This is a genomic window from Flavobacterium sp. (genome assembly GCF_031409475.1).
In the GTDB taxonomy this organism is placed as follows: domain Bacteria; phylum Bacteroidota; class Bacteroidia; order Flavobacteriales; family Flavobacteriaceae; genus Flavobacterium.
The window spans coordinates 13,452-39,945 of record NZ_JANNXH010000049.1 but is presented as its reverse complement, the minus strand read 5'-3'; the positions used below and the strand labels follow the sequence as shown (position 1 = coordinate 39,945).

The window sequence follows — 26,494 nt, the reverse complement described above, 5'->3', positions numbered from 1 at the left end:
AAGTATTAAATGACAAAATTATAATGTTGCCCTTTTGTGAATGTCAAAAACGTTGGATCCAGCATCATGGGTTTAATATTAAACTCTGAAGCAATTCTATTTACTAACTCTGTTTCACCCGGGCGATCCGAATTATCGACAAAAATGGAAAAATTATCAGTCATATTATTCTTGATAAATTTTAAATTAGTGGCTCTACTCATCACATTTGTTTTTTGCCAAGCCGATGGTCCATCAGCTAATACTAAATCAAATTTTTTATCGCCGATAGCTTCAAAAACAGCTGGATTATTGTACTCATACGAAAGTTCTATATCTGTGCTTTTAACCGCTGGTGCGCATACAAAATTCACATAGTTAAGTAAATTTTCTTCTTTCAAAATTTTCTTGATAATTTCTTGCCATGCTGCACTTTCATCAACCGTAATAATGGTGCAGTTTAGATTATTCATTTTAATTAATCGTGCAATTAGTATTGTTGAAATTCCCGAACCAAATTCTAACACCGATGTTCTGCTATTTACCACTATATCATTTGCCAAACAGACTAAAAATCGAAATTTCAAGGAGGAAGTTGTAAAGGGTAAATAACTCCCTTGATGGTATAATTTTTGGATTAAAAAAGCAGGAAGTTCCTCGTTTTTATGCAGGAAAAATTTTCTGAGAAAGTAATCTATCTTTTTTTTCATGGAAAGGATTTTTAAATTATTGTTGGGTTATTTTTTTTGTTTTATCCGGTTGTTCCGTTCTTAAATGACGATTAAATAAACTACTATATAACCCCTTAATATTATCTACATATCGTGCTTCGGTGTAATTTTGTGTAGCTTTATGAAACCCTTTTTGTCCGAATTCCTGCCGCAATTGTTTATTTTGAGATAGTATTTCTAATTTGCTTGCTATGGATTGAACCTCGTATTTTTCGACTAAAAAACCGGTCTCATTATCGTCAACAATATATTTCATGCCCCCAACTTTTGTGGCTACTATGGGCAATTTATGAAACATCGCTTCGGCCAAAACCAAACCAAAAGATTCGTGAGATGACACTAACGAAAAAACATCAAAAACGCTATAATACAATGAAGTATCAGCTTGATAGCCTGCAAAAAAGACTTGTTTTTGAATCCCTAAATCCTCAACTTGTTGGATGTATTTCTTTTTTTCAACGCCATCGCCCACTAGAATTAACTTGACCGGTAATTGTTTTTTAACCAGAATTGCAAAAGCATTAATCAAATCTGAAAAACGTTTGTTAGCGTCATCCGTCATTCTACCCACAGATCCAATAACAATTTCATGTTCTGAAATAGTCAGTTGTTTTTTTAGTGCTACTGTTTCATCGTGGGTCACTTTTCTGGGTGTTGCGATACCATTTGTAATAAGTTCCACTTTATTCTTGTTTATTTTCAGGGTATTAATCAAATAATTGGCAGCTGCTGGTGATACTCCAATTACTTTATGCGCAGAGAGAGTAAGTACTTTCATTAATACGTTTCCTTTCCAGGATCGTGTTTGAGGATCTGAGGTTTCTTCCAGAATGATTATTGGAACACGCTTCCAAAAACCGTTGATTGCAGCCATTGTTACACCTTCAAAAATGGCTCCGTGAATGATGTGCGGCCTGAAATCGGCTATAATTTTCTGTACTTTTAGATGTTGCTTTACATCTAAAAAATTAGTTAAACTTCCTATTTCAATCACTTCAATTCCACATTTTCTGATTTCATCAGCAAACGCTCCGTAGGAATTGGTACAAATAATTTTGAGCTCAAAGGTTGATTTATCTAATAACTTAGCCATAGACAACCTTCTTCGTTCTACACCACCAGAACCTATGGTTTCAATAATATTGAGTACTCTAATCATAGCATTTCTGATAAAGATTTTCTAGATTCCTGACATAGTCAATTTCCGAGAATCTGTTGACGACATAAGCTTGAGCATTTGCTCCTATTTGAGAAAGTTTTTCTTCTGGCATTTTGCAAATTTGAGATAATTTTGCAAAAAATTCATTCTCATTATTGGGGTTAAAAAGCCAACCTGTTTTGTTTTCCGTAACAAATTCTGGAATGCCACCAACATTAGAACACAAACACGGTAAGCCCAGTTGCATCGCTTCGAGGACTGCAATTCCAAAACCTTCTGACAAAGACGGCAGTACAAAAAGTGTGGCTTTTGATAAATATTTTTCGGGTTCAGCTGAAAAGCCAACTATTTCAACCCTTTCTTGACAATTTAAATCCGTTATAAGTTTTTCCAGATTTTGTCGTTCTCTACCTTCTCCAACCAATATTAATTTGGCACTTGTATCATCTAATTTTGAAAAAACTTTGATTAACAATTGTTGGTTTTTGACTTTTTCAAATCTACCTACGCAAACAATGATAAAATCTTTTGATATAACTCTTTTGGTTACTTTAGAAATCCCGACAGGATTGTAAATTACGACAGCCTTATCGGATTTAAGTTCTTTGATTTCAATTAAAAAGTTTTTTACCGCTTTCGAAACACAAATCACTTTATTACATAATTTGTAAACTTGTCGGAATACAAATTGAGCCTTTTTAGAATGGTTAGGAAATCCTATTTCCTCGGCAATAACTACTTTTACACCAGCCAATTTTGCGGCAATAGTTCCATGAAAATTAGCTTCGGCTGCAGCAGTATGAACTACATCAGGTTTAATTTTTTTGAACCATTTGTATAAAATCCACATATTATTAAGATTGGAAATACTCGGTTTTTGATTAAAAATAGTAACATTAAAATCCCTGGAAAGAAGTACTCTTTCAGCATGGCCACCATAGCCAATGGCTGCAAAATAATAGTCGTTTTTAAGTAGAGTGGCATCTTGTGTAAAAGAAATGAATTTTCGTTCTTGTCCACCAAAATCAAGTAGTGTAGTAAGTCTTACTATTTTCATCTTTTTATTACAATAAGTTAGTTGAAAGTAAAATAGTATTCCTCTTTGTAAATCCCATTACTTTATTCTTGAAAGTAAGTAACAACTCTTTTTCGTACTGATAGATTATGATAATATAAAAAAGCCCACCAACAAAAATCTTAAGGCTAATTCCTATTATGAGTGTTGTATCAATATAAAAAGTAATAAACAAAATTGATATTGCCATCCCAAGAGAAGCAAAAAGGACTCCTTTGAGGGTATAAAACACCTCTGATAATTGCGTGTTTAATTGTTTAATTGCAGTATTGTAAATGGGAAAAAACAAGATCATACTCGCAATTAAATAACTCCAAGCTATTCCAACAATCCCATAGTTTACCCCAATACTAAAGGCTATTATCAGTACAAAATTGACTAACAATGAAACTTTAAAAGCGATATGTGCTTTTCCTAAAGAATTATAGATCATTCCGTTTAATGAAAAAATAGATTGAACTGCTCCCACCAAACTTAATATAGTAAGTACTGGAATCATTCCTGCCCAATTTGTTCCAAAAAGGAGCAGAACAAATTCTTTTGAAACTAACGAAAGCCCAATCATAGCAGGGAAGGTAAGCAAAGCTATATACTTTATAATTTGAAGGTAATAGCGTTTTATGGTTGCTACATCATTCTGTTTTTTTGAAAAGGCAGGAAACATCACTTTGGTAATTACCGAGGAAATATTGCGCAATGGTAACAACATTAAGGAATAAGCCCTAGAATATAATCCTAATTCGGTACTTCCCAGAACTCGGCCAATAATAAAATTATCAAAATTTCGGGACCAATAGTTTACCGATGTATCCCCGAGCACATTCAAACCAAAACTAGAGAGTTCTTTTATTTTAGATTTATTAAATACAAATGAAGGATACCAATTTGTTGAAAACCAATACAAAATAGAATTTATAGATGAGGTGACTAAAGTCATCCAAACAATAGACCAAACCCCAAACCCATTAAAGGCTAAATAAAAAGCTAGTGTGTATCCCAAAACTATTGCAATCCAATTGAAAATTACTTTTTGTTTGAACTTTAATTCCCGAATCAGCAAATTGGATTGAACAGAAGTTAACGAGCAAATGATAAACGATAGGGAGATTACACGAATTAAAATGGTGATATCGGGTTGGTTAAAAAAATAGCTAAAAAAGGGTGCTGTAAAAAAAAAGAAAACATACAAAAACAATCCAATTATTAGATTTAACCAAAACACAGAAGAAAAATGTTCTTTGTCTGCATCTATTTTTTGAACTAGCGCCACTCCAAAACCTAAATCAATAAACAAAGCAGCGAAATTAGTAAACATAGTTACTATTGCCACTAACCCAAAAGCAGAGGGAGGCACTATTCTGGCTAGAAAAACGCCAAAGAACAACAAAAGAACCTGCGATAAAATCTGGTCCATAAAAGCCCATTTCAAACCGCTTTTTACTTTGTTTTTGAAAGTCATTTCTATTTTCAAGATGATTTATATAGGTTTGTTAATTCAATATTTGAGACCATTTTTTTATTGTAATATCATTAAAAAAATACTCTTGAACTGCCAACTTATTCCTTATAGCTCGTTCTTTTTCAGATTTAAAATTTTCTATAATTAAGTCAATTTTGATACTTAGTTCAGTGAAATTGTCTATCTCGTGGTAGTTTAAATTTGCTTTTTTGAAAGTTTTATACGGCAACCAAGATCCGGTAATGACCACATTTGAAGCGTATAATAATTCAAGCATTGTACTACTCAAAGCATCCGAAACAGGAGTGTGAATAAAAATATCAGAGGCTAATCTAGAAACTGCCAATTCTTCTTTAACAAAAAATTTTTCTAAAATCACATACGAACATTCCAAGGGTATCAAAATTTCATTTAGTTCGTGTTTGTATTTCTTTTTTGTGGTTTCGGTTATAGCGTAGTTTAAGTTGATAATTAAATGAAATTTATCTTTATTAAGACAATCTTTTAAAGCAGTAATTATATTTAAATGATTGTTAAAAGGGCTTCCGCTGTGTCCTATCAGTATATTTATTTTATCAGAGGCATAACTAAATTTTTCTTTAAAAACAGCTATTATGTCATTGTTTTCATAATTCAAATCCATTTGATTATAGATTTTTTCCTCGATGGGAAACATAGCAATTTGAATTTTATCATATAAATTCCGTCCAAATTTAGATAAGATTATTTCTCTTAATTCAATAGATTGGCAAGTGATGATACTAGCTTTGTAAAGTGCTTTTTTTACAAAATAAAAATTCAAGATATCGTTCGTTCGTAACAAATCAGAACCCCAAAAAGAACATACAATTTTTTTATTTTTGGGCACTAAGAATAGTTCTCTTAAATAACTGTATTGCATAAAATGAAAATGAAAAGTATCAAAGTCATCAAAATTTTTATTTTCAATAAAAAAGGCTTTCGCATTAATTTGTTTGATTACAAAATGTAATGTTTTTGGAAATTTACCTTCTACAAAAAGAATAAAAAAACAGGTAGCATAGAAGTGTCTTGAAAATAAGCAACAGAAAAAAGCGCGAAACATTGTCAAAATTGAAATGCTTTTCAGAACAGTTGCGTTGTCATACATCCATGTATCATTGTTGGATTCTTTATTTATTTCAACATAAAAAGGCGCAGTGATACTGAATTGAGTATCAAATTTTTTTAATGAACCGTACAAAAAAGACAGAAAATTATTTTGTCCAAGACCTAATACCAGTATTTTTTTATTCATTTATTAAGTAAACATTTTATTGTATTTCGCTCTCAAGCGAAAAGTTATGTTTATCGAAACTTTAAGAGCTTCCAATTATTATTTTTGCAAATATCAAAATTTAATTTGTCCTATATATTAACAAAACAATAAGGTTAACCACTTTCAAAAATAGTTTAGACTTTAAAATAGATTACTTTTTTTCTAAAAAAAAAAGGCCGCCAAAATTGGCGGCCTAATTAAAACTTTAGATTTTACTCCATCATTATTGTTTGATCATTTTTTTAACGATTACTTCATTGTTTGAAGAATTCGCTATTTGAACAAAATAGATTCCATTATTCAAAGAGGTAACATCTTGGGTAATGGTATTATTTCCTTCTAGTAATTGAATAGATCTAGTACTTACCATATTACCCTCAAAAGTATATACAATCACTTGAACACTACCCGCTTTTGAGGCAGTAATGTCAATATTGAATTCAGTTGTTGATGGGTTAGGATATACTTCTGTAGCGGTAACAGAAATAGATTCTTTAGTAGTAGAAGACACTCTAGCAGCTGGACAAGTACTACTAGTTAATGTAATTGACTTAATAGCAGTAGAACTACCACAAGCATTTGTGGCTAAAACGGTTAATTTATTTGAAGTTTTTAATGCAGCAACGGCTGAGAAATTAACTTCAACTGAATTTGTTCCTTGACCAGAAACAATTACAGCACCATCTACAACTGTCCAAACATAATTTGTAGCTCCAAGAACCGCAGGAACTCCTATAGTTTGATTCTCACATCTCTGGAAAGTAGTTCCTCCAGTTGCAATACCTATTGCAGGCATCAAAGTGGACAATGCAAGTGTTTTATTAGTAAGACTAGTTCCAACTCCGTTTACAGCAGCAATTGCAATTGATTTAGGAGCAGCAACAGTTGCAACAAAACCTGCAGGGTAAGTAACCGTAAAAATCAAGTCAGTTGTAGCTAAAACTTCTGAGGTATTAGACAAATTGCTAGCCGATGTAACCACTGAACCTGTTGGAGCAGTAACAACATAAGAATTAGCCAATATAGAGGGAGTTATTGTGTAGTTATAAGAAGAACTACCACAAACACCAGCTATTTGACCAGCTACAGTAGCTACTACAGCAGGAACTGTAGCTGTTAATTTTAACAATTTAGCAGTTGAAGATGTTGCAGGAGCAAGTAATACGTTACTTGTTACAGAAACGCCAATACCATTTACACCTTTTACACCAAGGTATAAAGAAGTTGTTCCAGAAGCAACACCTGCAAAATCAACCGTAATTACATTAGAAGTTCCACCAGTTAATTGAGTAACACCAGTTGGCAATTCCCATTGGTAAGAAGATGCAGTTGCAGATGCAGCAGCAGTTAATGTAAATGGAGTAGTGGTACCAATAAATTTACTGATAATTGTTACACCTAATAAAGGATCTACTGCAGCAGCATTTGTTAATTTTAATGTTGCAGGAGCTTTTGGTAAAATCGCTTTTAATGTTAATAATTTAGCAGTAGATGTAGTTGCAGGGCTTACAGCAGTTGCGTTTGCAGTTACAGAAGTACCTACGCCATTTCTAGCTTTCACTCCTATTCTCAATACATTTGTTGGAGTAATTGCACCTGATACAGCGTTTACTGAATCATAATTAAAAGTATTTCCGCTAGTTACACCAGCAAAATCTATTGTTATTACATTTGAAGTTGTAGCAACGATTGGATAAGCAGGATTAATTATTACTCCTTCGTTTGTAAGATTTGTTAATGGATTATTAAATGCAGTAAAAGTAATTCCACCAGTAGTTCCAGCATTTCTAATTATTCTACCCGTAGAAATTACTGTTCCATCTGCATAAGTACTTTTTTCAATTCTATAATAAACATTACCAGGAGCAGTTGGAGCAGTAGATGAAGAAATCGTAAAAGGGAAAACATTATAAAATAATGTTGTTACAGTAGCAGTACCCAAATTCAACAAGTTAACTCCTGTAGGCAATTCCCATACATAAGAAGAGGCAGCAGCAACTGGAGTTGCTGTTAATGTTAATGGCGTAGTTTGGCCCATATATTTAGCAAAACTTGTTACAGCAGTTGGTGTTCCAGAAACAGGTATTGGCAATAAAGCATCTGTCATTTTCAAAGCAGCTGGAGCAGCAGGTAAAACGGCAGTTATTGCCAACGTTTTTATAGCACCACCACATAAAGCAGCATTTCTAGCTTGAACGGCAATATTTCCAATTTTAAGTAAACCAGCAACTACATTGTTATAATCAACAACAATAGTATTGGTCCCTTGTCCAGAAACAATGTTAACTCCTAGTGGTAGAGTCCAATTGTATGAAGTTACAACTGCTTCAATTGAAGCTGGAACTGTATAAGTAAATTGAGTTGAGGTTCCAACATAAGGACCAACTGCTGCTGTTGCAACTAAGCCGCTGGCAGTAAATGTACTTGTTATTGCACCAAGAGCAACACTCGGAACAGCTTCAACGGTAACATCAATTTTTGCTCTATTGCTTACACCGCCTGCAGCATCAACTTCTGCAACGTAGTATGATTTTGTACCAACAATTGTAGTTGTTGGTATTGGAGCAGTAGTGGTAAAAGTTTCAGTTGTTGTAGTAGTATACCATCTCAAAGAAACTCCAGTTGCAGTTAAATTTGCTGTTAGCGCAGGAGCAACTACTCCTTTACAATAGCTTCTAGGAGTAACACCAGGTGCATCTCCTGCAGCAATTAATCCTGACAAAGACGCATCAGTAAATGAAGCACCTGTTGTAGCATCAATACTTGATGGTCTGTAATCAATATTTACAGTATCTGAGTTGTCTGTAATCGTTTTGTAGTTTGTAGCACTAGTTAAATCGTAAGGACGAGTCAACAAACCTATATTTGTAGTATAAGTGGTGTTGCCACTAGCAGCAAACCAAGCATTAACTGTAGCAGTTGTTGGAACTGTACTTGTAGTCGTATTTATAGATGCAAAAGGTGCTGGTGAAACAATCAAGTTGTTTTTGAATTTTAATTTATCAGTAGTAGCAGCTAAATTTGAAGAGAGACTTTCTATTACTAAACCTTTTTTGAAATCTAAGAAGATAGAGTTAAAGATTTTTGGTTGAGAAGCTCTTCTTAAACGTAATGCTTTGTCATGTAATGAGTTTGGAGTTACAAATCCACCAGCTGCTAAAGGACGTTGATTCGCTCCAATACATGTAATGTTTGTAAAAATAGCAGATGTAAAATCACCATAAGGCTGAGATGTTGTAGTATCTGAACCTGATGCATTATTGTCAACTTCGAAAGCCTCCGAAGTAGAAATATCGGCTGCAAGAGGGTCTTTTATAGATAATCCAAACTGAACAATACCTTTGTACCCGCTATCAACATCAAAATCATCATCTAAACCATTAAAAGCAACTAAGTGCTTACAGTTTACTGAACCTCCAAACCATTCGAAAGAATCATCGTTAGAATATGATATTTGTACGAAGTCAATAGTAGTTCCGCTACCTACAGCACCCATAGTCAAACCATTAAGTTCATTGTTAGGAGCAAAAACGTAACCAGCGAACTCAATTCTCACATATTGTAATGATCCTGAATTGTCATTGTCTACAGGAGATGTTCCTCCACCAAATTCAGTATTCACATTCTGAGATAAACCTTCAATGTAATTTACTCCATTGTTGATGTTGTATCTCGCTTTACCAAGCATAACTATTCCTCCCCAGTCACCTCTTTGTCTTGATCCTACGTTGTTTTTAGAAGTAAAAACAATAGGCTCTGCAAGTGTACCGTTAGCAATCAATTTAGCACCTCTAGTGATTACCAAAGCAGACGCTTGTGCATTACTTCTAATAACAGTACCTGCTTGGATGGTTAAGGTTGCATTGTTTCTTACTGTGATAAGACCTGTTAATTCATAAACCTTGTCTTTGGTCCAAGTCACGTTAGATGTAATATCTGCTGTAACTGGTGTTGTAACACTGCTGTAGATAGCATTGTTAGGATCGAAATTTGTCCAACCATTTGTCCACATTGCTGTAGGAGCTGGAGCAAAAGCACCTCGGTAAGAGGTTTGCTGAATTTGTGCCATCGCAAAGTTGCAAACCAATGCAAGCATTACAATTAAATAGTTTTTTTTCATTTTTAGATTGTTTTTTTGTTAAACAGGACAAATTTATGTTTAACAATAAAACTGAATGCCAACTAAAAATTAAATAAATAAAACGTTTGGGTAAATTGATTGTTACCAAATTTAACAAATAGTAAACTACATTTTTTTTGAGCTTTCTTAATTACGTTGATGTTAAAAAAGATAAAAAATGATACCATAGAATAGATTAAAGTACAGTATTCTTTACAACAAATACGGGGATTGCAATTGTTATCTAAAAATAATTTTCTAATCGTAACTGAACTCTGAGTGTTAATGAGACTCAGTAAATGACACAAACTTTTTAATTAAATTTTCAATTTATTTTAGGTAGAAAGTAAAGCCTATTATTCAATCTCCTACTTGGATTTACCCATCACTATTTGCAATAAAATTTTGAATAGTATAATTGTTTTTAATCGTTGATGAAGCATTCAAATCATTTTGGTAATTAAGCGAAGTCAGATTTTCGTCAATGAATATTTTTTTAACACCTTCGTATTCACTGTATTTTTTTGCTACATTATACATTAACTCTCTATAATTTTCTGGACGTAAATGATTTTTTTTGATTCTAAGGTTTTCATAATCAATAATTTTTGCATTTAAATATGGGATAAATGAATTATGGCATACTATTACTCTGGTGCAATTTTGTAAACCAATAAAATCAAAATCAGCTTTAATTAAATCAGCATCGCCAGTCATACTATATTTCGAAATACTTTTTAAAAAAGGCAATGTTTGAATTGGATATCCTAAACCTAATAAAGGTTCAATAAATATTCGATTTAACAAAGCATCTATTCGCTCAGCTGCTTTTAAATCTTTTTCTGAATACGTCATAGGAATGCTGTAATTACAGAAAAAAAAAGAACCTACATGAGCCGTATTTGCTATTTCCTTAATTTTTTTGAAACCAATGGATTGACAAAGTAAAACATGGTGTAAAACAGACAAAAAAATATTTATTTTATTTTTGCCCGAGGGATAAATTTCAAAAAGACTACTAGCACCTGTGAAAACAGAGGGTTCATTAAAAACGATCCAATAGGTCACTTTCCCTTTAAAAGCATTCACACAAATAGTTACATAGTCTTCGAACCAATTTAGGCTTTCCCGATTAGACCAACCCCCGTTGTTTTTTAATGCTGTTGGAAGACAAGAGTCAAAAAGAGATACAAAAGGTTCAACCTCATTTTCTATACAAATGTCAAGTAAATCAGTATAAAAACGAATCGCTTCGGTATTAATTTCACCAATACCATCAGGGATTATTCTAGACCAAGACAAGGAGAATCTAAAATTATGAAATCCTAATTGTTTGATTAACGCTATATCTTTTTTGTATTTTATTAATTCCGACTTGTAAAAAGAATTATTATTTTTCGGAGAAAGGCTCTTTTTTTTAATGAAAATGTTCTGTTCTTCTTTTTTTAAATTATTATCACAAGGCATTCCTAAAAACAAATCATCTCCAAAATCGTTCTTATTCAATTGTATTACATCAGCTTTTAAATTTTCTAAAATCATCTAAAACAATTAAAAATTATAAGTAGCCGATAAAGAAAAGGTTCTACCAAATTTCTGATCCCAGATGATGTCATCATCAGTTGAATTGTAGCCGTCTTCGTAATGAAAATCTCCTGTAAAAATATGATTGGCCAAGGTTTCAAACGAACCGTATTCAGCTGTATTTTTATAATTATTTTGGTAAAAAATCAAATTCTGAGCTAATATATTTTGAATATTGAACTTTAATTCCAGTTTGTTATTATTGAAAGATTTTGCAATTTGTAGGTCTAGGAAAGTTCTGCCTTTTTCCCATATTGCAGGTTTAATTTCACTTGAAGCATACGCAATTCTATTGCCTACTTTATTGATATTAGCTGAAATAATCATACCGTTTTCTTTGTTCATATACTGCAATCCACCATTAAAAACAAAAGGAGATTGCCCTTGCATAGTTCTGCTGGTTTCGGGATTTGCACCGTTGATTCCAGTAACATCTGCTTTGGATTTTATAATGGCCAGGTTGGAAAATAAAGTCAAATCATCAAAAACAGAGGTGTTTTCGGATGTGAATATAGAACTTAGTAGTACTCTAAATTCCAGTTCAATACCACTATTTACAGCGCTGTTCGCATTGGCATACCCAATGGTTTTGTTTAAGGGTTGTTGTATGATTTCTATTGGATTTTTAAATTTTTTGATAAAATAGGATATCGTAAAAAGCTGTCCTTTTGCAGGGTAAAATTCATATCGAAAATCATAATTTTGTATTGAAGCCCTTACTAATTTTGGATTTCCTTGAGTAAAAAACTGTGTTGTAAAATCATAAAATCCAAAAGGAGCCAATTCTCTATATTCAGGTCTATTCAAAGTTTTGGAGTAACTCAAACGAAGGTTCTGTTTACTATTTATAGAATATATTAAATTGGCTGATGGTAAATAATCTGTTTTTTTGATGTTTAAATCAATATAGCCTTCGGTATCCGTATCAGCCTGAAGTGTTTGCACAAAGTCTTCGATGCGTACTCCCCAAATTAATCTAAATTTTTTGTATCTATTATCTAGCATCATGTAGGCGGCATTTAATTTTGAACCTGCGGTATACGTATCTGCTTTTTTGGATGCATCATACAAAGTAAAACCATTCAAGCCGGAAGCTAGTATGCCCATATTTTCTTTTGTAAAAATGGTAGCGTCAGTTAGCGACAGCAAAGATTGGTCAAAATTTCCTGCATTTTGATATTGATTGTATTGCAATTGACGTGCAAAGAAATCCCTATCTCTAGTTTGTGTAAAACCACCCATCTTTATTTCATTGATTAACTCTTTTCCGATTTCAAATTTTTTGGATACATCAAATTTACCTCCAGAAATTGATTCTTTATTTTCAGAAAAAAACATTCCTCCACCATAATCAGGACCACCATTGTTAGCGGCAATAACTGCTACGGGTGAAGATAGTATTGGGTCGCTACTATCTGGGTCTGCTGTTATGTATATATTTCTTCTCAAATTAGGGATAGACCGCTGAATGTTACTGTAAAAACCAGACCATATTGCTTTAATTTTAGGTTTTGTAAAATAATGTTCCCCATTTAACTGGCTAGAATAAATCATGTTGCTGGTGAACCATCTTACATTCGAATCGGTTACTCTTGAATCATTTACATCTTGTTTCCCGCTTCTCTCCACAACTAAGTCATTAGAATTGATACTCAAAATATTTTTAAAGAAAACAGTATTGTTTTCGTTAAATTTCATTGTAAAATTAGCCAATGATCCCGTTAGAATTTGCTGACTATAATTGTTATCGTTAAATTTTGTGAGCAATACTGATGGGGCACTTTGATCCGCATTATCCCAATCATTTCTAATTATCTCATTGAAATTATTGGATAAACTGTGTGAGACAGAGAATAAAACTCCAAAAACTTTTTCTCCAAAATCAAAATGATGACCAATAGAATATTGAAAATTAGTATTGGGTTTAAATTTACTGTCTTTAATACTAAAGTCATATTCAAATGTTTTAGCAATTTCTGCCGCTTCTGGTTTATTGTTTATTAAAACAAAATCCTCAGTACTTGGAATTGTTGGCGCAATATCTCTAACACCATTATCAAACCCGAGCCAGTCGGTATTACTGCCTTCGTAGTCTTTTTTATTTTTGAAAGTAGTAATTGAATTGTATCCCGCACCAATTGAAATTGATTGGAAATTTTTTTCAGGAACCGATTTCGTATTGATTTGAATCACACCTCCAACAAACTCACCCGGTAAATCGGGTGATGCTGTTTTAGTAATTATTAAATTATCCAACATATTTGCTGGAAAAATATCAAACGAAAAGGCTTTTCTGTCCGGTTCAGAACTTGGTAAAGGAGCTCCATTAAGCAAGGCTGCATTGTATCTATCGTTCAATCCCCTGATAATTACAAATTTATTGTCTTGAATACTAACGCCACTTACTCTTTTTAAAACATCAGAGGTAGTTTTGTCTGGTGTTCTTTTTATTGATTCGGCTGAGATTCCATCGGAAACGGTTATGCTATTTTTTTGTGCGACCAATAATGATTTTATTGATTCTACTTTTGCTTTCGTTCTAGTAATGACTACTTCGTTAAGCTCATTTTTACTTTCTGCTATAGTCGTATTCAAATAAGTAATTTCATTAGTTTTTGTAATTACTTCACTGATAATTTTAGGTAAGTATCCAATGTAGGAGAACTCCACATCATAACTTCCCGCAGCTACATTTCTAAAAATAAATTTTCCATCGGAGTCTGTTGTGGTACTCAATTTTAATTCTCTAATAATAATATTTACTCCGGGTAAAGCCCCACCATTAGATTCATCCACGACCGAACCGCTTATGGAGCTATTCTGACCAAAAAAACATTGTGAAATCATTAAAAGAACTAAGATGTAAATAAACTTCATATTCAATATTTTTAATTATCATCGCAAAATAAATGTAAAATCCCACGATTGAGGTTAACTAAAAATTAACAATTTATGATTTATAACACCATAGGGTTGACTTATGTACTCTTTAGGTTTAAATAATTGATTTATAAGTTTTTAAATAGTAAAAACTAATATTTATTTCCGGAAATAGGTGCTAAATCTGACCATAAAAATCATGAAATAACAGTAGCATGTTTTGAAATTGTTATATATGTTACAGCACTCAAATAGTGATAAATTAATTAAATACATTTGCGAAATAGTTTCAACTGATATTATTTTTATGAAAGGCTTCAGACTGATTATTTTCTTTTTATTTGTATCTAACGCTGTTTTTTCTCAAAAAAAAACTGATAATTTTCTGACCCTCGACACTGATAGCATCAAGATAGATTCTACAAACTCAAAAGCTATATTTAATAAGTTTTCTCTAGAAATAGGAACTGGTATTAGCAATGGCACTAGGCCTTACACAGATCAATTTTACACGAGTGTCAACAATCAGTTATTTAATGGTTTTATATTTAACAGTTTTATGGTTGGAGCTAAGTATAATTTTTCTGAAATTGTGGGTTTTAAAATGGATCTTGCTTTTGATAGATTTATTAATAGCGAACAAACTAAGAGCAAACCATTTGAAGTAGCTCAATATAGAACTTCTATTCAAGCAGTATTCAATCTCAATAGTTTTGTCAAGCCTATAAATTATGTATCAAGATTTAATTTATTTTTTCGTGGAGGTATACAACTTGCTATTCTAAAACCTATTGCTGCAGATTACAATATAAAAGTAAGCAATGGAGATAGTTATGCTGGAATTGTTTTTGGCATCACGCCCACAATAAGAATTTCAAAAAAAACATCCGTTTTTTTGGATTTAAGTTCCTACAGTAATTATGGACAAAATATAACTTGGAACGGCAAACATTCTGCAACAAGCAATAACTCTGAAGGTCATATGTATTCTGGTACAATTGGTTTGTCATTTGCATTAGATTAAAAATAAGGTGTCGTTTTAAACATGAGTAATCGCAATGGTTTGGCTAACTATAAACTTGTTTTAATTAATTTTCTACATTTTTTCGATACTCTTTTGGTGTAGTTTCTGTGAGTTTTTTAAATAATTGATTAAAATTTGAAGCCGTTTTAAAACCACATTCATAGGCGATTTCCGAAATTCCCATCTCGGATTCGATAAGTAGTTTACAAGCATTCGATACTCGAATGGCATTGAGGTATTCTACAAAACTCTTTTTTGTTTTTAATTTAAACATTCTGCAAAACGAAGTAGGAGTCAAATGGGCAATTTTTGCAATTTCAATAAGAGAAATCTCGTCTTTGTAATGGTCTTTTACATACTCAAAAACATCCGAAAGACGATCGTTTTTTGAAGGCTCGTTGATATGCGAATAAGCTTCATTATTGATATTCTCTATTTCCTCACTTTCTGATAGAATAGATAGAATCTCAAAAAGTCCCACAATAATCTCAAAGTTTTGTTTTGTCAGGAGTTTCTCTAGTTTTTTGGCAACTTTTTTATTTGTTTTTCCAGTAATAAAAAGTCCTTTCTCTGCTTTGCTGAACAAACTGGTAATGGTTTGCGTTTCTTTTTGCTCGTAAAATAAAGGGCCAAAAATTTCCTTACTAAAATAAACAACAATCGCTTTGGCTTTTAAAGTGCTAATGTTTTGATAATAAATTTCATCATTCAGCCAAACATGCGGAATGTCAGAACCCAAAAAAACCATATCGCCAGGCACGAATTGTGCTACTGAATTGCCCACAATTCTTTTGCCATGACTTTCTTTTATATAAACCAATTCGAGTTCTGGGTGCGAATGAAAAGGAGCTTGAAAAAAAGATTCTTCGCGTGAAATGACAGAAACAGAGCTGTTTTGGTAAGAAGCTATTTTTGTCTTTTCGATTTTCATTTTTCAAAGATAATTAACAATTAAACAAAGATAATATTCAACTATTAAATAAAGCATAGTAATTCTATCTTTATTTTTCTAAAAAATATAAATTTAACCAAAACAATATGGCAATACCTACTTCGTCTCATTTTCAAAACAGTACTGCTTCTTCTGAACCAAAAAAATTATTATTCCCATTTATTCTAGTAACGAGCTTGTTCTTTTTCTGGGGTTTTGTTCACAATCTAGATCCTATTTTAATTCCGCATTTGCGTAAAGCATTTAACCTGACAGATTTACAATCGTCATTAATAGATTCCTCTGTTTTTATCGCCTATTTTGTAATGGCTTTGCCTGCGGGTTACATCATGCGAAAATACGGGTACAAATCCGGTATTATGATTGGATTGGTTCTTTTTGGGATAGGTTCTATCTTATTTGTGCCAGCAGCCAATTATTTGCAATACAGTTATTTCTTAGGCGCTTTGTTTATCATAGCTTGTGGATTAACTTTTCTAGAAACTGCCGCCAATCCGTATGTGACCATTTTAGGTCCAGCCGAAACAGCCACAAAAAGATTGAATTTCTCGCAATCTTTTAACGGTCTAGCAGCATTTATTGCGCCTGCTTACATTGGCCCGATGATTTTGTCAGGCAAAAATTTATCCACTACACAAACTGATGCGATGTCAGATGCCGAAATGCATACCTATCTTTTGACAGAGGCGGCGAGTGTTAAAATGCCATATCTTGTTTTGGGATTAATTATTTTGGCAGTGGCAGTGGTTTTTTATTTTACCAATATGCCCGATGTAAAAGAAACTAATGATGAAGGTTCAGCAGAAGCGAGTTTTGGTGGCGCATTACAATCAATGAGTTTACGATGGGGAATTGTAGCTCAGTTTTTTTATGTTGGAGCACAGGTTTGTGTAGCTAGTTTTTTTATCAAAATGGCTACTACAACAGCAGGCCTTGAAGAAGACTCAGCAGCAAAATATTTAGGTTTTTTTGGATTGGCTTTTATGTTGGGGCGTTTTGCGGGAACGTTTCTCATGCAATATATTCAACCTAGAAAACTATTAATTGCGTATGCAATAATCAATATTATATTATCAACAATCGCTATTACTGGAACAGGAATGGTGGTTGTTTATACCTTAATTGCTATTGCTTTTTTTATGAGTATCATGTTCCCAACCATTTTTTCTATGGGAATTACAGGTCTGGGTCAAAACACTAAAATCGGTTCTTCATTAATTGTTATGTCCATTGTAGGTGGTGCACTTTTGCCTCCTGTTTTGGGTGTAATTTCGGATAGAACGGGCAATATTCAAAACGGTTATCTTGTTCCTTTGGTTTGCTTTGTTGTAATTCTACTGTTTGCTTTTAATGTGAATAAATCGGTTGAAAAAAGGCAACTCTAGCATAGCGTTAAGTTTATAATGAGATAGCAATTTTCATGAAAATGGTTAAATTATTTCATTGTAAAAATGCTAAAAAAAAATAAAATAACATAAAAATGTCAAAACGAATAGTCACTTTTGGGGAGATTTTATTAAGGCTTTCTCCTCCAAATCATTTACGAATCACCCAAACTAATTCACTCGAAATGTATTTTGGTGGTGCAGAAGCTAACGTAGCAGCATCTTTGTCTAAGTTTGGATATCGAAATCAATTTGTAACTGCCATTCCACCAAATGAATTGGGAGAATCTGCCTTGAGTATGTTGCGTTCTTTTGGGGTTGAACCTCTAGCAAAAATACAAGGCACTAGACTTGGTGTTTATTATTTTGAGCACGGAGCTTCAGAACGTCCGGGGAAAGTAATTTATGATAGAGAAAACTCCTCATTTTCTACCTTAAAAAAGGGAATGATTGATTGGACGTCACTATTTGACGGTGCAGATTGGTTTCATTGGTCGGGAATAACACCTTCACTTTCGTTAGAATTGGCAGCAATTTGTGAAGAAGCATTATTAGTAGCTACAAAGATGGGATTGACCATTTCGGCTGATTTGAATTACAGGCCAACGCTTTGGAATTACGGAAAAAAACCTAATGAAATAATGCCCAACTTGATTCAACATTGTGACGTTTTAATTGGCGGTAGCGATGAATCGGAAATAGTTTTAGGTATTAATTTAAAGGAAGAAAAAGACGAAGAACTAATTTTTAAAAGTTGGAACACCGTTTTTCCAAAACTAAAAATTATTGCTTCTACAAAAAGATTTAATGCTAATGCATCGTCAAATAGTGTAAGTGCAAGTATTTGGAATGGTAGCGAAATATTAAGCTCAAAGTCGTATCATATTTCGCATATTATTGACAGGATTGGTGCTGGCGATGCCTTCATGGCAGGACTTATTTATGGATTATTAGAATGGACAAATGATACTCAATCTGCACTCGAATTTGCTACAGCTGCTAGTTGTTTAAAACACAGTATAGCGGGCGATATTAATCTAGCAACTGTGAGTGAAATAAAATCACTTATGATGGGTTCAGGCGGTGGAAGGGTTTCGAGATAAATCATAAAATTTACAAGAAAATAATTTAAGCTTAAATTAAAATTGGAATGAATAATGTACAAAAAGTAACTGAAATTATTGCGCAACAAGGAATGCTTCCTTTGTATTTTAATGAAGATGAAAATGTTTCAATACAAGTATTGAGAGCATTATACAGAGCAGGAATAAAAGCAGTTGAATACACTAGTAGAGGCGATACAGCCTTGTCAAATTTCAAAAAAATGATTCAAGTTCGGGATTCAGAAATGCCTGATTTATTGATAGGAATTGGAACAATAAAAAATTTGAAACAAGCTCAAGATTATTTTAATGCTGGAGCAGATTTTTTTATTAGTCCTGGATTTATTACTGATGTTGCACTATTCTTGAAGAATAAATCTGTTTTTTATAGCCCAGGTTGTATGACTCCAACCGAAATTATTACAGCTGAAAATACCGGAATTAAGTTCATTAAATTATTTCCAGGAAACTCACTAGGTTCTAATTTCTTGAAAGGAATTAAGGATATTTTTCCAAATCTATTTTTTATGGCAACTGGCGGTGTTGATACCACAAATGATGGTTTGACAAAATGGTTTGAAGCAGGTGTTTGTGCAGTTGGGCTTGGCAGTAATTTAATCAGTAAGCAATTAATGAATGACAAAGAGTATACAACAATTGAATCAGATACAAGAGCTATTTTAGATAAAATACGTTTAATTAAAATTTCAATTTATGGACTCCAAATTTAATATGAAAGGGAAAATAGCAATTGTTACAGGTGGTGGTGGCGTTTTAGGAAGTGCCATGGCATTTTCATTGGCTAAACAAGGAGTAATTACTGTTATTATTGGAAGAAACATTGACAAACTACAAGCTACAGTTAATCAAATTATTACTGCTGGCGGCGAGGCAATCTATATGCAATGTGATGTTTTGAACACAGATAATCTCGAATCCGTAAAAAAGAGTGTACTCGAAAAATACGGACAACTTGATATATTAATCAACGCAGCAGGAGGCAATATGCCCGGCGCCACAATTAGTCCAGAACAAGCAATTTTTGATTTACAATTGGACGCTTTGCAAAGTGTAATTGATTTAAATATTATTGGAACAATATTACCTTCAAAAGTGTTTTCGGAAATTTTTGCTAAACAAAAGTCTGGAATAATAATCAACATTTCATCCACATCTGCCCAAAATCCGTTGTCAAGAGTTGTTGGTTATTCTGCTTCTAAAGCTGCTATCGAGAATTTTACAAAATGGTTAGCAGTTGAATTAGCTGGAAAATATGGTGACGGAATTCGTGTAAATGCTATTGCTCCCGGTTTTTTTATTGGAGAACAAAACAAAAATTTGTTATTGAATCCTAATGGTGAACTTACCGCTAGAGGCGAAAAAATCATTGCGCATACCCCAATGAAAAGATTTGGAAACCCACAAGATCTTGAAGGAGCTTTGTTGTTTTTAGCAAGTGACCTTTCTATATTTATTACGGGTATAGTCATTCCGGTAGATGGCGGTTTTGCTGCCACAAGTATTTAATTAAGCTACCTCGGAGCAGAACTCCAGAGGTTTGAAAGAAATAATAGCCACCGATTCACAGATTTTCAAAAATCTTTTTTAATCCGTGAATCTGTGGTAAAAAAATCAAAGCAGCACTTCGAGAAATTAAACCTATAGCGATTAAAATTTAAAATAAATGGAACAAACGTGGAGATGGTATGGACCAAATGACCCAGTAAAATTATCAGATGCAAAACAAGCAGGAGCAACTGGAATTGTAACTGCTTTGCACCACATTAAAAACGGACAGGTATGGGAAATAGACGAAATAATCAAAAGAAAAAATGAAGTAGAAGCTGCTGGTTTAACCTTATCTGTAATTGAAAGTATTCCGGTTCACGAAGATATTAAAAAGCAAACTGGAGATTACCTCCTGTATATTGAAAACTACAAGCAAAGCATCAAAAATTTAGCTGCTTGCGGGATTAAGGTTGTGTGCTATAATTTTATGCCCGTTTTAGACTGGTCAAGAACCGATTTAACTTACGAAATGCCAGATGGATCTAAAGCATTGCGTTTTGATATAAATGAGTTTGCTGCATTCGAATTATTTATACTTAAAAGACCTGGAGCAGAATCAGTCTATACCGAAGCTCAAAAAGTAAAAGCAAAAACAACATTCGAAAAACTTACAACAGCCGAAAAAATAAAATTGCAACAAAATATAATTGCAGGATTACCCGGAGCAGAGGAAACGTACACTGTTGAAGATTTTTTAAAAATTTTAAAAACCTATGAAGGGATTGATACCACACGTTTAAAAAACAACCTCTATTCCTTTTTACAAGAAATTATTCCCATTGCAGAAAGCGTTGGTGTACTAATGGCCATTCATCCCGATGATCCGCCATTTTCAATTTTAGGTTTGCCCAGAGTTGTAAGTACCGAAGCAGATTTAATTCAATTGTTAAACGCAATTGATTCTCCATCCAATGGGTTTTGTATGTGTACTGGATCGTATGGCGTGATTCCAGAAAATGATTTAGCCGGAATAATTGACCGTCACGGCGAAAAAATGAACTTTATACATTTAAGAAGCACTCAGCGCGATGCCGAAGGAAATTTTTATGAAGCCAATCATCTTGAAGGCGATGTAGATATGTATGCGGTTGTAAAAGCAATATTGAAAAAGCAAAAACAAACAAAAAGAATTATACCCATGAGACCTGATCATGGTCATCAAATGTTAGACGATTTGTCTAAAAACACAAATCCAGGCTATTCAGCAATTGGACGTTTAAGAGGTTTAGCAGAATTAAGAGGTTTAGAAATGGGTATAGAAAGAAGTTTATTTAACGCATAAATACAAAGAAATGTATATCACTGAAGATTTTTTACTTCATAGCGAAGCCGCAGTAAAGCTGTATCATAATTACGCAAAGTTGCAACCCGTTTTTGACTACCACTGTCATTTGTCTCCAAAAGACATTGCCGAAGATCGCCAGTTTGAGAATTTATTCCAAATCTGGATTGACGGAGATCACTATAAATACAGAGCAATGCGAGCCAATGGAATAAATGAAAAATTTATTACAGGCAACGCAACGGATTATGAAAAATTTTTAAAATGGGCAGAAACTGTTCCATTTACTTTAAGAAACCCATTGTACCATTGGACTCATCTAGAACTAAAAAATTATTTTGGCATAACCACTTTATTAAATTCAGACACAGCTGAATCTATTTATAATCACTGCTCCGACTTGTTAAAAAAACCAGAATACAGTATCAAAAATCTATTGCGTCGCATGAATGTAAAAATGATAGGCACTACTGATGATCCAACCGATGATTTATTGTATCACAAACAAATACGAGATCAGAATTTTGAAATCGCGGTTTTGCCTACATTTCGACCAGATAAAGCAACTGAAATTGAAAAAGGCGAAGTATTTATAAATTGGATAAAAAAGCTAGAAACTGTGGTTGGTTTTGCAATAACTACCTATCAATTAGTACTAAAAGCTTTACTGGAGCGTCATGACTATTTTCATCAATTGGGTTGCCGAGTTTCAGATCATGGCCATTCCAATTTTTATGGCGAAACATATACCGATTCTGAAATCGATGTTATTTTCAAAAAAGGATTAAAAGGGGAATCCGTTTCCGTTTTGGAAATTAATAAGTACAAATCGGCGATTTTGTTCGACTTGGCTTTAATGAATAAAACAAAATCTTGGGTGCAGCAATTTCATATTGGCGCCATTCGGAACAATAATCTAAAAATGTTTAATACTTTAGGCTCAGATCAAGGATATGATTCAATTGGTGATACAAATAGGGCTGAAAGTATGCGTACATTCTTTGGCAAGTTGAGCGATAGTGACGGACTAGCTAAAACAATAGTATATAATTTGAATCCAAGTGATAGTGAAATGGTTGCTTCGATGTTAGGCAATTTTAATGATAGCGACTGTGTTGGAAAAATGCAATATGGTGCAGCATGGTGGTTTTTAGATCAAAAACAGGGAATAGAAAATCAATTAAATGTACTTTCAAATTTTGGTTTGCTAAGTCGATTTGTTGGAATGGTAACCGATTCCAGAAGCTTTCTTTCGTATAGCAGACATGAATATTTCAGACGCATTTTATGCAATGTTTTAGGAAATGAAATTCAAAACGGGGAATTGCCAAATGATTATGAATTAATTGGTTGTCTTGTAGAAAATATTTGCTACAAAAACGCCGCTAACTATTTTAAAACATAGCCAACTTCTATTTTAAAATCCCTCAAAACCCGTTTTTTAAACAAAACCAACTTTATAGGAAACCAATCAATGAATTCAACCAAAAATGTTATAGGAAGATACCGATGGACTGTTTGCAGTTTACTTTTTTTTGCGACTACTGTAAATTATCTCGATCGGCAAGTATTAAGTTTATTAGCACCCAGTTTATCAGAAGAATTTGGGTGGACTAATAGTGATTACGCCAATATCACTGCAGTATTTCAGTTTATTTATGCAATATCAATGTTATTTGCAGGAAGAATTATAGATAAACTAGGAACTAAAAAAGGATACATTCTGGCAATAGTAATTTGGTCTATAGGAGCAATTATGCATGCGTATTCATTACCTATTGGGACTGCTTTTTCTACCTTTATGGTTTGGGTAGGTGTTGGTGCTGTTCCAATTTCTATTGCAGGATTTATGTTATCAAGAGCCGTTTTAGGGTTTGGAGAATCAGGAAATTTTCCTGCAGCAATTAAGGCTGTTGCCGAGTATTTTCCGAAAAAAGAACGTTCGTTGGCAACAGGAATTTTTAATTCAGGTTCTAATGTTGGAGCAATTTTAGCACCTTTAACAGTACCTGTAATAGCATTAAAATATGGTTGGGAATTTGCTTTTATACTTGTTGGAGCAATTGGATTTATATGGATTATTTTTTGGTTTTTTTTATATGAAATTCCTTCAAAACAAAAATATTTGTCCAAAGCAGAGTTTGATTACATTCATGATGATGATGTAAATATAAATCAACCGACACAAGAAAAAATTGCATGGTTTAAACTTTTTAATTACAAACAAACATGGGCTTTTATAGTAGGTAAATTTATGACCGATGGAATTTGGTGGTTTTTTTTGTTTTGGTTGCCCAAATATCTCGAAGCACAATTCAATATGAAAGGTACAGATATTGTGCTTCCGTTAGCAGTTTTGTATAGTATGACTATGGTTGGCAGTATAGGTGGTGGTTGGTTTCCAATGTATTTTATCAATAAAGGTCTCAACCCTTATGATGCAAGAATGAAAGCAATGTTCGTTATTGCAATGTTTCCGTTAGTGGTTTTATTAGCACAACCACTAGGATACATTAGTTTTTGGATTCCTGTGCTATTAATAGGAGTTGGAGCATCTGCACATCAAGCTTGGTCAGCCAATATTTTTACTACCGTATCCGATATGTTTCCTAAAAAAGCGATAGCCTCAATTATTGGAATTGGCGGAATGGCAGGAGGAATTGGTGGTGTTTTAGTATCAAAATTAGGGGGTTATTTATTTGATTACTATGATGGTTTGGGACATATTCAAACAGGATATACTATTATGTTTTTAATTTGTGCTGTTGCTTATTCACTTGCTTGGTTCATTATGAAAGCATTAGTTCCTAAATATAATCCTATTACTAATTTGTAAAAAATTGATTTTTAAAAAACTCAAATCGCTACAAATAGCAATCCGTCAAACATTCCTTTTTTGATTACTACAATCAATTTTAAAAAGAAATAAAAAATATTTACTAAAAATAGAGTGATAGCCTATGTCCTTGTATTTTAAAGATAAATACTAATTAAATACGGATAATATTGAATTATAAAAGACCATAAAGTCAAAGTAACTTTCCATTTTTATAACTAAAAATATTTTTTTGAATGTTGAGGTAATTCAAAACAAAGTAGTACTAAAAAATTAACAATACAATTCCATTTTTGAGTTTCAAAAACAACTTGTAAATTGATTTAAAAGAGATAATATAACTTCAAAAATGAGTTGAGTTTATCGCTCAAGTCAAATTTTTTTAATTGAAATAGAATGTCACAAAACGAATTGAAAAAAATAGTAATCAAATTGCATCCAAACGATAATGTTCTGGTGGCTTTAACCGATTTAGAAAAAGGAAAAACAGTTGTTTTTGAAAATGAATCTTTCGTAATGCAAGATACGATCAAAGCAAAGCATAAATTTTATAGGTCTGATTTTAAGTCAGGAGACGAAATTTTTATGTACGGAGTTTTGGTAGGAAAAGTGGAATTTGACGTAACCAAAGGAAGTCTAATGACGACCGATAATCTAAAACACGCCGCTGAACCTTTCGCTTATCGTCAGTATGATTACAAATGGCAAAAACCTAATGTTTTAAAATACAAAAACACCACTTTTAATGGTTTTAAACGAAACGACGGTCGAGTAGGAACTGCCAATTATTGGCTCTTTGTTCCTACCGTTTTTTGCGAAAATCGGAACCTTGATGTCATTAAAGAAGCCTTGCACAACGAATTGGGCTATTCGGTAAGCGATAAATACACCCAATTTACGCATCAAGTCGTTGAAGCCTACAAGAACGGATTGGATATCGAAAATTTAGGGATTGATTTAATGCCAACCAATACAACCAATCGATTATTTAAAAACGTAGATGGAATAAAATTTCTCAATCATCAAGGTGGTTGTGGCGGAACTCGTCAAGATTCGGCAACACTTAGCTCGTTATTGGCGTCTTATGCAAACCATCCGAATGTGGCGGGAATTACCGTTTTGAGTTTGGGATGTCAGCATTTGCAGGTGCAAGATTTTAAGAATGATGTCCTAAAACAAAATCCATCTTTTGATAAACCCTTATTAATTTTTGAACAACAAAACGCGCAAAGCGAAGAGCAATTAATAGCCAATGCCATCCAAAAAACATTTTTGGGACTCATCGAAATCAATAAATTAGAAAGAACTCCACAACCTTTAAGCGAATTGTGTATTGGAGTAAAATGTGGAGCCAGTGATGGTTTTAGCGGTGTTTCTGCAAATCCTGCTGTGGGTTTTACTGCCGATTTATTGGTTGCCCTTGGCGGAAAAGTATTGCTTGCCGAATTTCCAGAATTGTGTGGAGTAGAACAAAACTTAATAGACCGCTGCGAAACGGAAGAGTCGGCAAATAAATTCATAAATTTAATGCGTTCTTACGATGATTTGGCGCATAAAGTGGGTTCGGGTTTTCATATGAATCCTTCGCCTGGAAATATCAAGGACGGATTAATTACTGATGCGATCAAAAGTGCTGGTGCTGCCAAAAAAGGCGGAACTGCACCAGTTGTAGATGTGTTGGATTATACTGAACTGGCAACAAAACCGGGCTTGAGTTTGGTTTGCACACCCGGAAATGATGTAGAAGCAACCACTGGAAAAGCAGCTGCTGGAGCTACTTTAATTTTATTTACAACAGGTTTAGGAACGCCTACAGGAAACCCAGTTTGTCCTGTAATTAAAGTGGCTACCAATTCTATTTTAGCAACAAAAATGAAAGATATTATCGATATTGATTGTGGTCCAATAATTAGTGGCGAAAAAACAATCGAAGAAATGGGTGAAGCCATTTTAGACTATTGCATCAAAGCCGCAAGTGGCGAAATAATTCCAAAAGCGGTGTTGTTAAATCAAGATGATTTTATCCCTTGGAAAAGAGGGGTTTCACTGTAAAACACTC

General features: G+C 33.3%; 18 protein-coding genes. 9 read left to right on the top strand and 9 right to left on the bottom strand.

The annotated features are described in order from the left end of the window. Positions 1-5: 5 nt before the first annotated feature. From RMO53_RS09490 to RMO53_RS09455, 8 genes are all read right to left on the bottom strand, one after another. Positions 6-689, bottom strand: coding sequence for a class I SAM-dependent methyltransferase (locus tag RMO53_RS09490; protein ID WP_310379999.1), 684 nt, complete (start codon positions 687-689; stop codon positions 6-8). 16 nt (positions 690-705) lie between these two features. Continuing rightward, complete coding sequence (locus RMO53_RS09485; RefSeq protein ID WP_310379998.1) at positions 706-1,869, bottom strand: glycosyltransferase; 1,164 nt, start codon at positions 1,867-1,869, stop codon at positions 706-708. After that, positions 1,862-2,926, bottom strand: a complete 1,065-nt coding sequence (locus tag RMO53_RS09480; RefSeq protein ID WP_310379996.1) for a glycosyltransferase — start codon at positions 2,924-2,926, stop codon at positions 1,862-1,864. The genes RMO53_RS09485 and RMO53_RS09480 overlap by 8 nt, the downstream gene beginning before the upstream one ends. A gap of 7 nt (positions 2,927-2,933) precedes the next feature. Beyond that, entirely contained in the window at positions 2,934-4,403 is a 1,470-nt protein-coding gene (locus RMO53_RS09475) for an MOP flippase family protein (protein ID WP_310379995.1), read from the bottom strand. Positions 4,404-4,434: 31 nt separating this feature from the next. Further along, on the bottom strand, positions 4,435-5,679 hold the full coding sequence (locus RMO53_RS09470) for a hypothetical protein (protein WP_310379993.1): 1,245 nt from the start codon (positions 5,677-5,679) through the stop codon (positions 4,435-4,437). A gap of 244 nt (positions 5,680-5,923) precedes the next feature. Then, entirely contained in the window at positions 5,924-9,820 is a 3,897-nt protein-coding gene (locus RMO53_RS09465; RefSeq protein WP_310379991.1) for a T9SS type A sorting domain-containing protein, read from the bottom strand. A gap of 378 nt (positions 9,821-10,198) precedes the next feature. Beyond that, entirely contained in the window at positions 10,199-11,362 is a 1,164-nt protein-coding gene (locus RMO53_RS09460) for a family 1 glycosylhydrolase (RefSeq protein ID WP_310379989.1), read from the bottom strand. A gap of 9 nt (positions 11,363-11,371) precedes the next feature. Then, positions 11,372-14,281 carry a TonB-dependent receptor domain-containing protein gene (locus RMO53_RS09455; RefSeq protein ID WP_310379988.1) on the bottom strand — a complete coding sequence of 970 codons (2,910 nt, stop codon included), beginning with the start codon at positions 14,279-14,281 and terminating at the stop codon, positions 11,372-11,374. Between the two features lie 238 nt (positions 14,282-14,519). On the opposite strand from RMO53_RS09455, the gene RMO53_RS09450 reads away from it, so the two are divergent. Further along, complete coding sequence (locus RMO53_RS09450; RefSeq protein WP_310379987.1) at positions 14,520-15,308, top strand: hypothetical protein; 789 nt, start codon at positions 14,520-14,522, stop codon at positions 15,306-15,308. A gap of 64 nt (positions 15,309-15,372) precedes the next feature. Here the strand turns inward: RMO53_RS09450 and RMO53_RS09445 are convergent, their stop codons facing one another. Beyond that, positions 15,373-16,239 (bottom strand): AraC family transcriptional regulator, encoded by an 867-nt coding sequence (locus tag RMO53_RS09445; RefSeq protein ID WP_310379985.1) that lies wholly within the window; start codon positions 16,237-16,239, stop codon positions 15,373-15,375. Positions 16,240-16,346: 107 nt separating this feature from the next. Here RMO53_RS09445 and fucP point away from each other — a divergent pair, with 107 nt between their 5' ends. The 8 genes from fucP to RMO53_RS09405 all read left to right on the top strand — a co-directional run bounded on the left by fucP (position 16,347) and on the right by RMO53_RS09405 (position 26,487). Continuing rightward, positions 16,347-17,645, top strand: a complete 1,299-nt coding sequence (fucP, locus tag RMO53_RS09440) for an L-fucose:H+ symporter permease (protein WP_310379983.1) — start codon at positions 16,347-16,349, stop codon at positions 17,643-17,645. 95 nt (positions 17,646-17,740) lie between these two features. Beyond that, positions 17,741-18,748, top strand: coding sequence for a sugar kinase (locus RMO53_RS09435; protein WP_310379981.1), 1,008 nt, complete (start codon positions 17,741-17,743; stop codon positions 18,746-18,748). Between the two features lie 47 nt (positions 18,749-18,795). Continuing rightward, positions 18,796-19,479 (top strand): bifunctional 4-hydroxy-2-oxoglutarate aldolase/2-dehydro-3-deoxy-phosphogluconate aldolase, encoded by a 684-nt coding sequence (locus RMO53_RS09430; RefSeq protein WP_310379978.1) that lies wholly within the window; start codon positions 18,796-18,798, stop codon positions 19,477-19,479. Next, the gene (locus RMO53_RS09425; RefSeq protein ID WP_310379976.1) at positions 19,463-20,275 is read left to right on the top strand and encodes an SDR family oxidoreductase; all 813 of its coding nucleotides are present in this window, start codon (positions 19,463-19,465) and stop codon (positions 20,273-20,275) included. The genes RMO53_RS09430 and RMO53_RS09425 overlap by 17 nt, the downstream gene beginning before the upstream one ends. A 157-nt stretch (positions 20,276-20,432) precedes the next feature. Beyond that, on the top strand, positions 20,433-21,599 hold the full coding sequence (gene uxuA, locus RMO53_RS09420; RefSeq protein ID WP_310379974.1) for a mannonate dehydratase: 1,167 nt from the start codon (positions 20,433-20,435) through the stop codon (positions 21,597-21,599). Between the two features lie 10 nt (positions 21,600-21,609). Beyond that, complete coding sequence (uxaC, locus tag RMO53_RS09415) at positions 21,610-23,004, top strand: glucuronate isomerase (protein WP_310379971.1); 1,395 nt, start codon at positions 21,610-21,612, stop codon at positions 23,002-23,004. A gap of 69 nt (positions 23,005-23,073) precedes the next feature. After that, complete coding sequence (locus RMO53_RS09410) at positions 23,074-24,435, top strand: MFS transporter (protein WP_310379969.1); 1,362 nt, start codon at positions 23,074-23,076, stop codon at positions 24,433-24,435. A 396-nt stretch (positions 24,436-24,831) separates the two neighbouring features. After that, positions 24,832-26,487, top strand: a complete 1,656-nt coding sequence (locus RMO53_RS09405) for an altronate dehydratase family protein (protein WP_310379967.1) — start codon at positions 24,832-24,834, stop codon at positions 26,485-26,487. Positions 26,488-26,494: the final 7 nt, after the last annotated feature.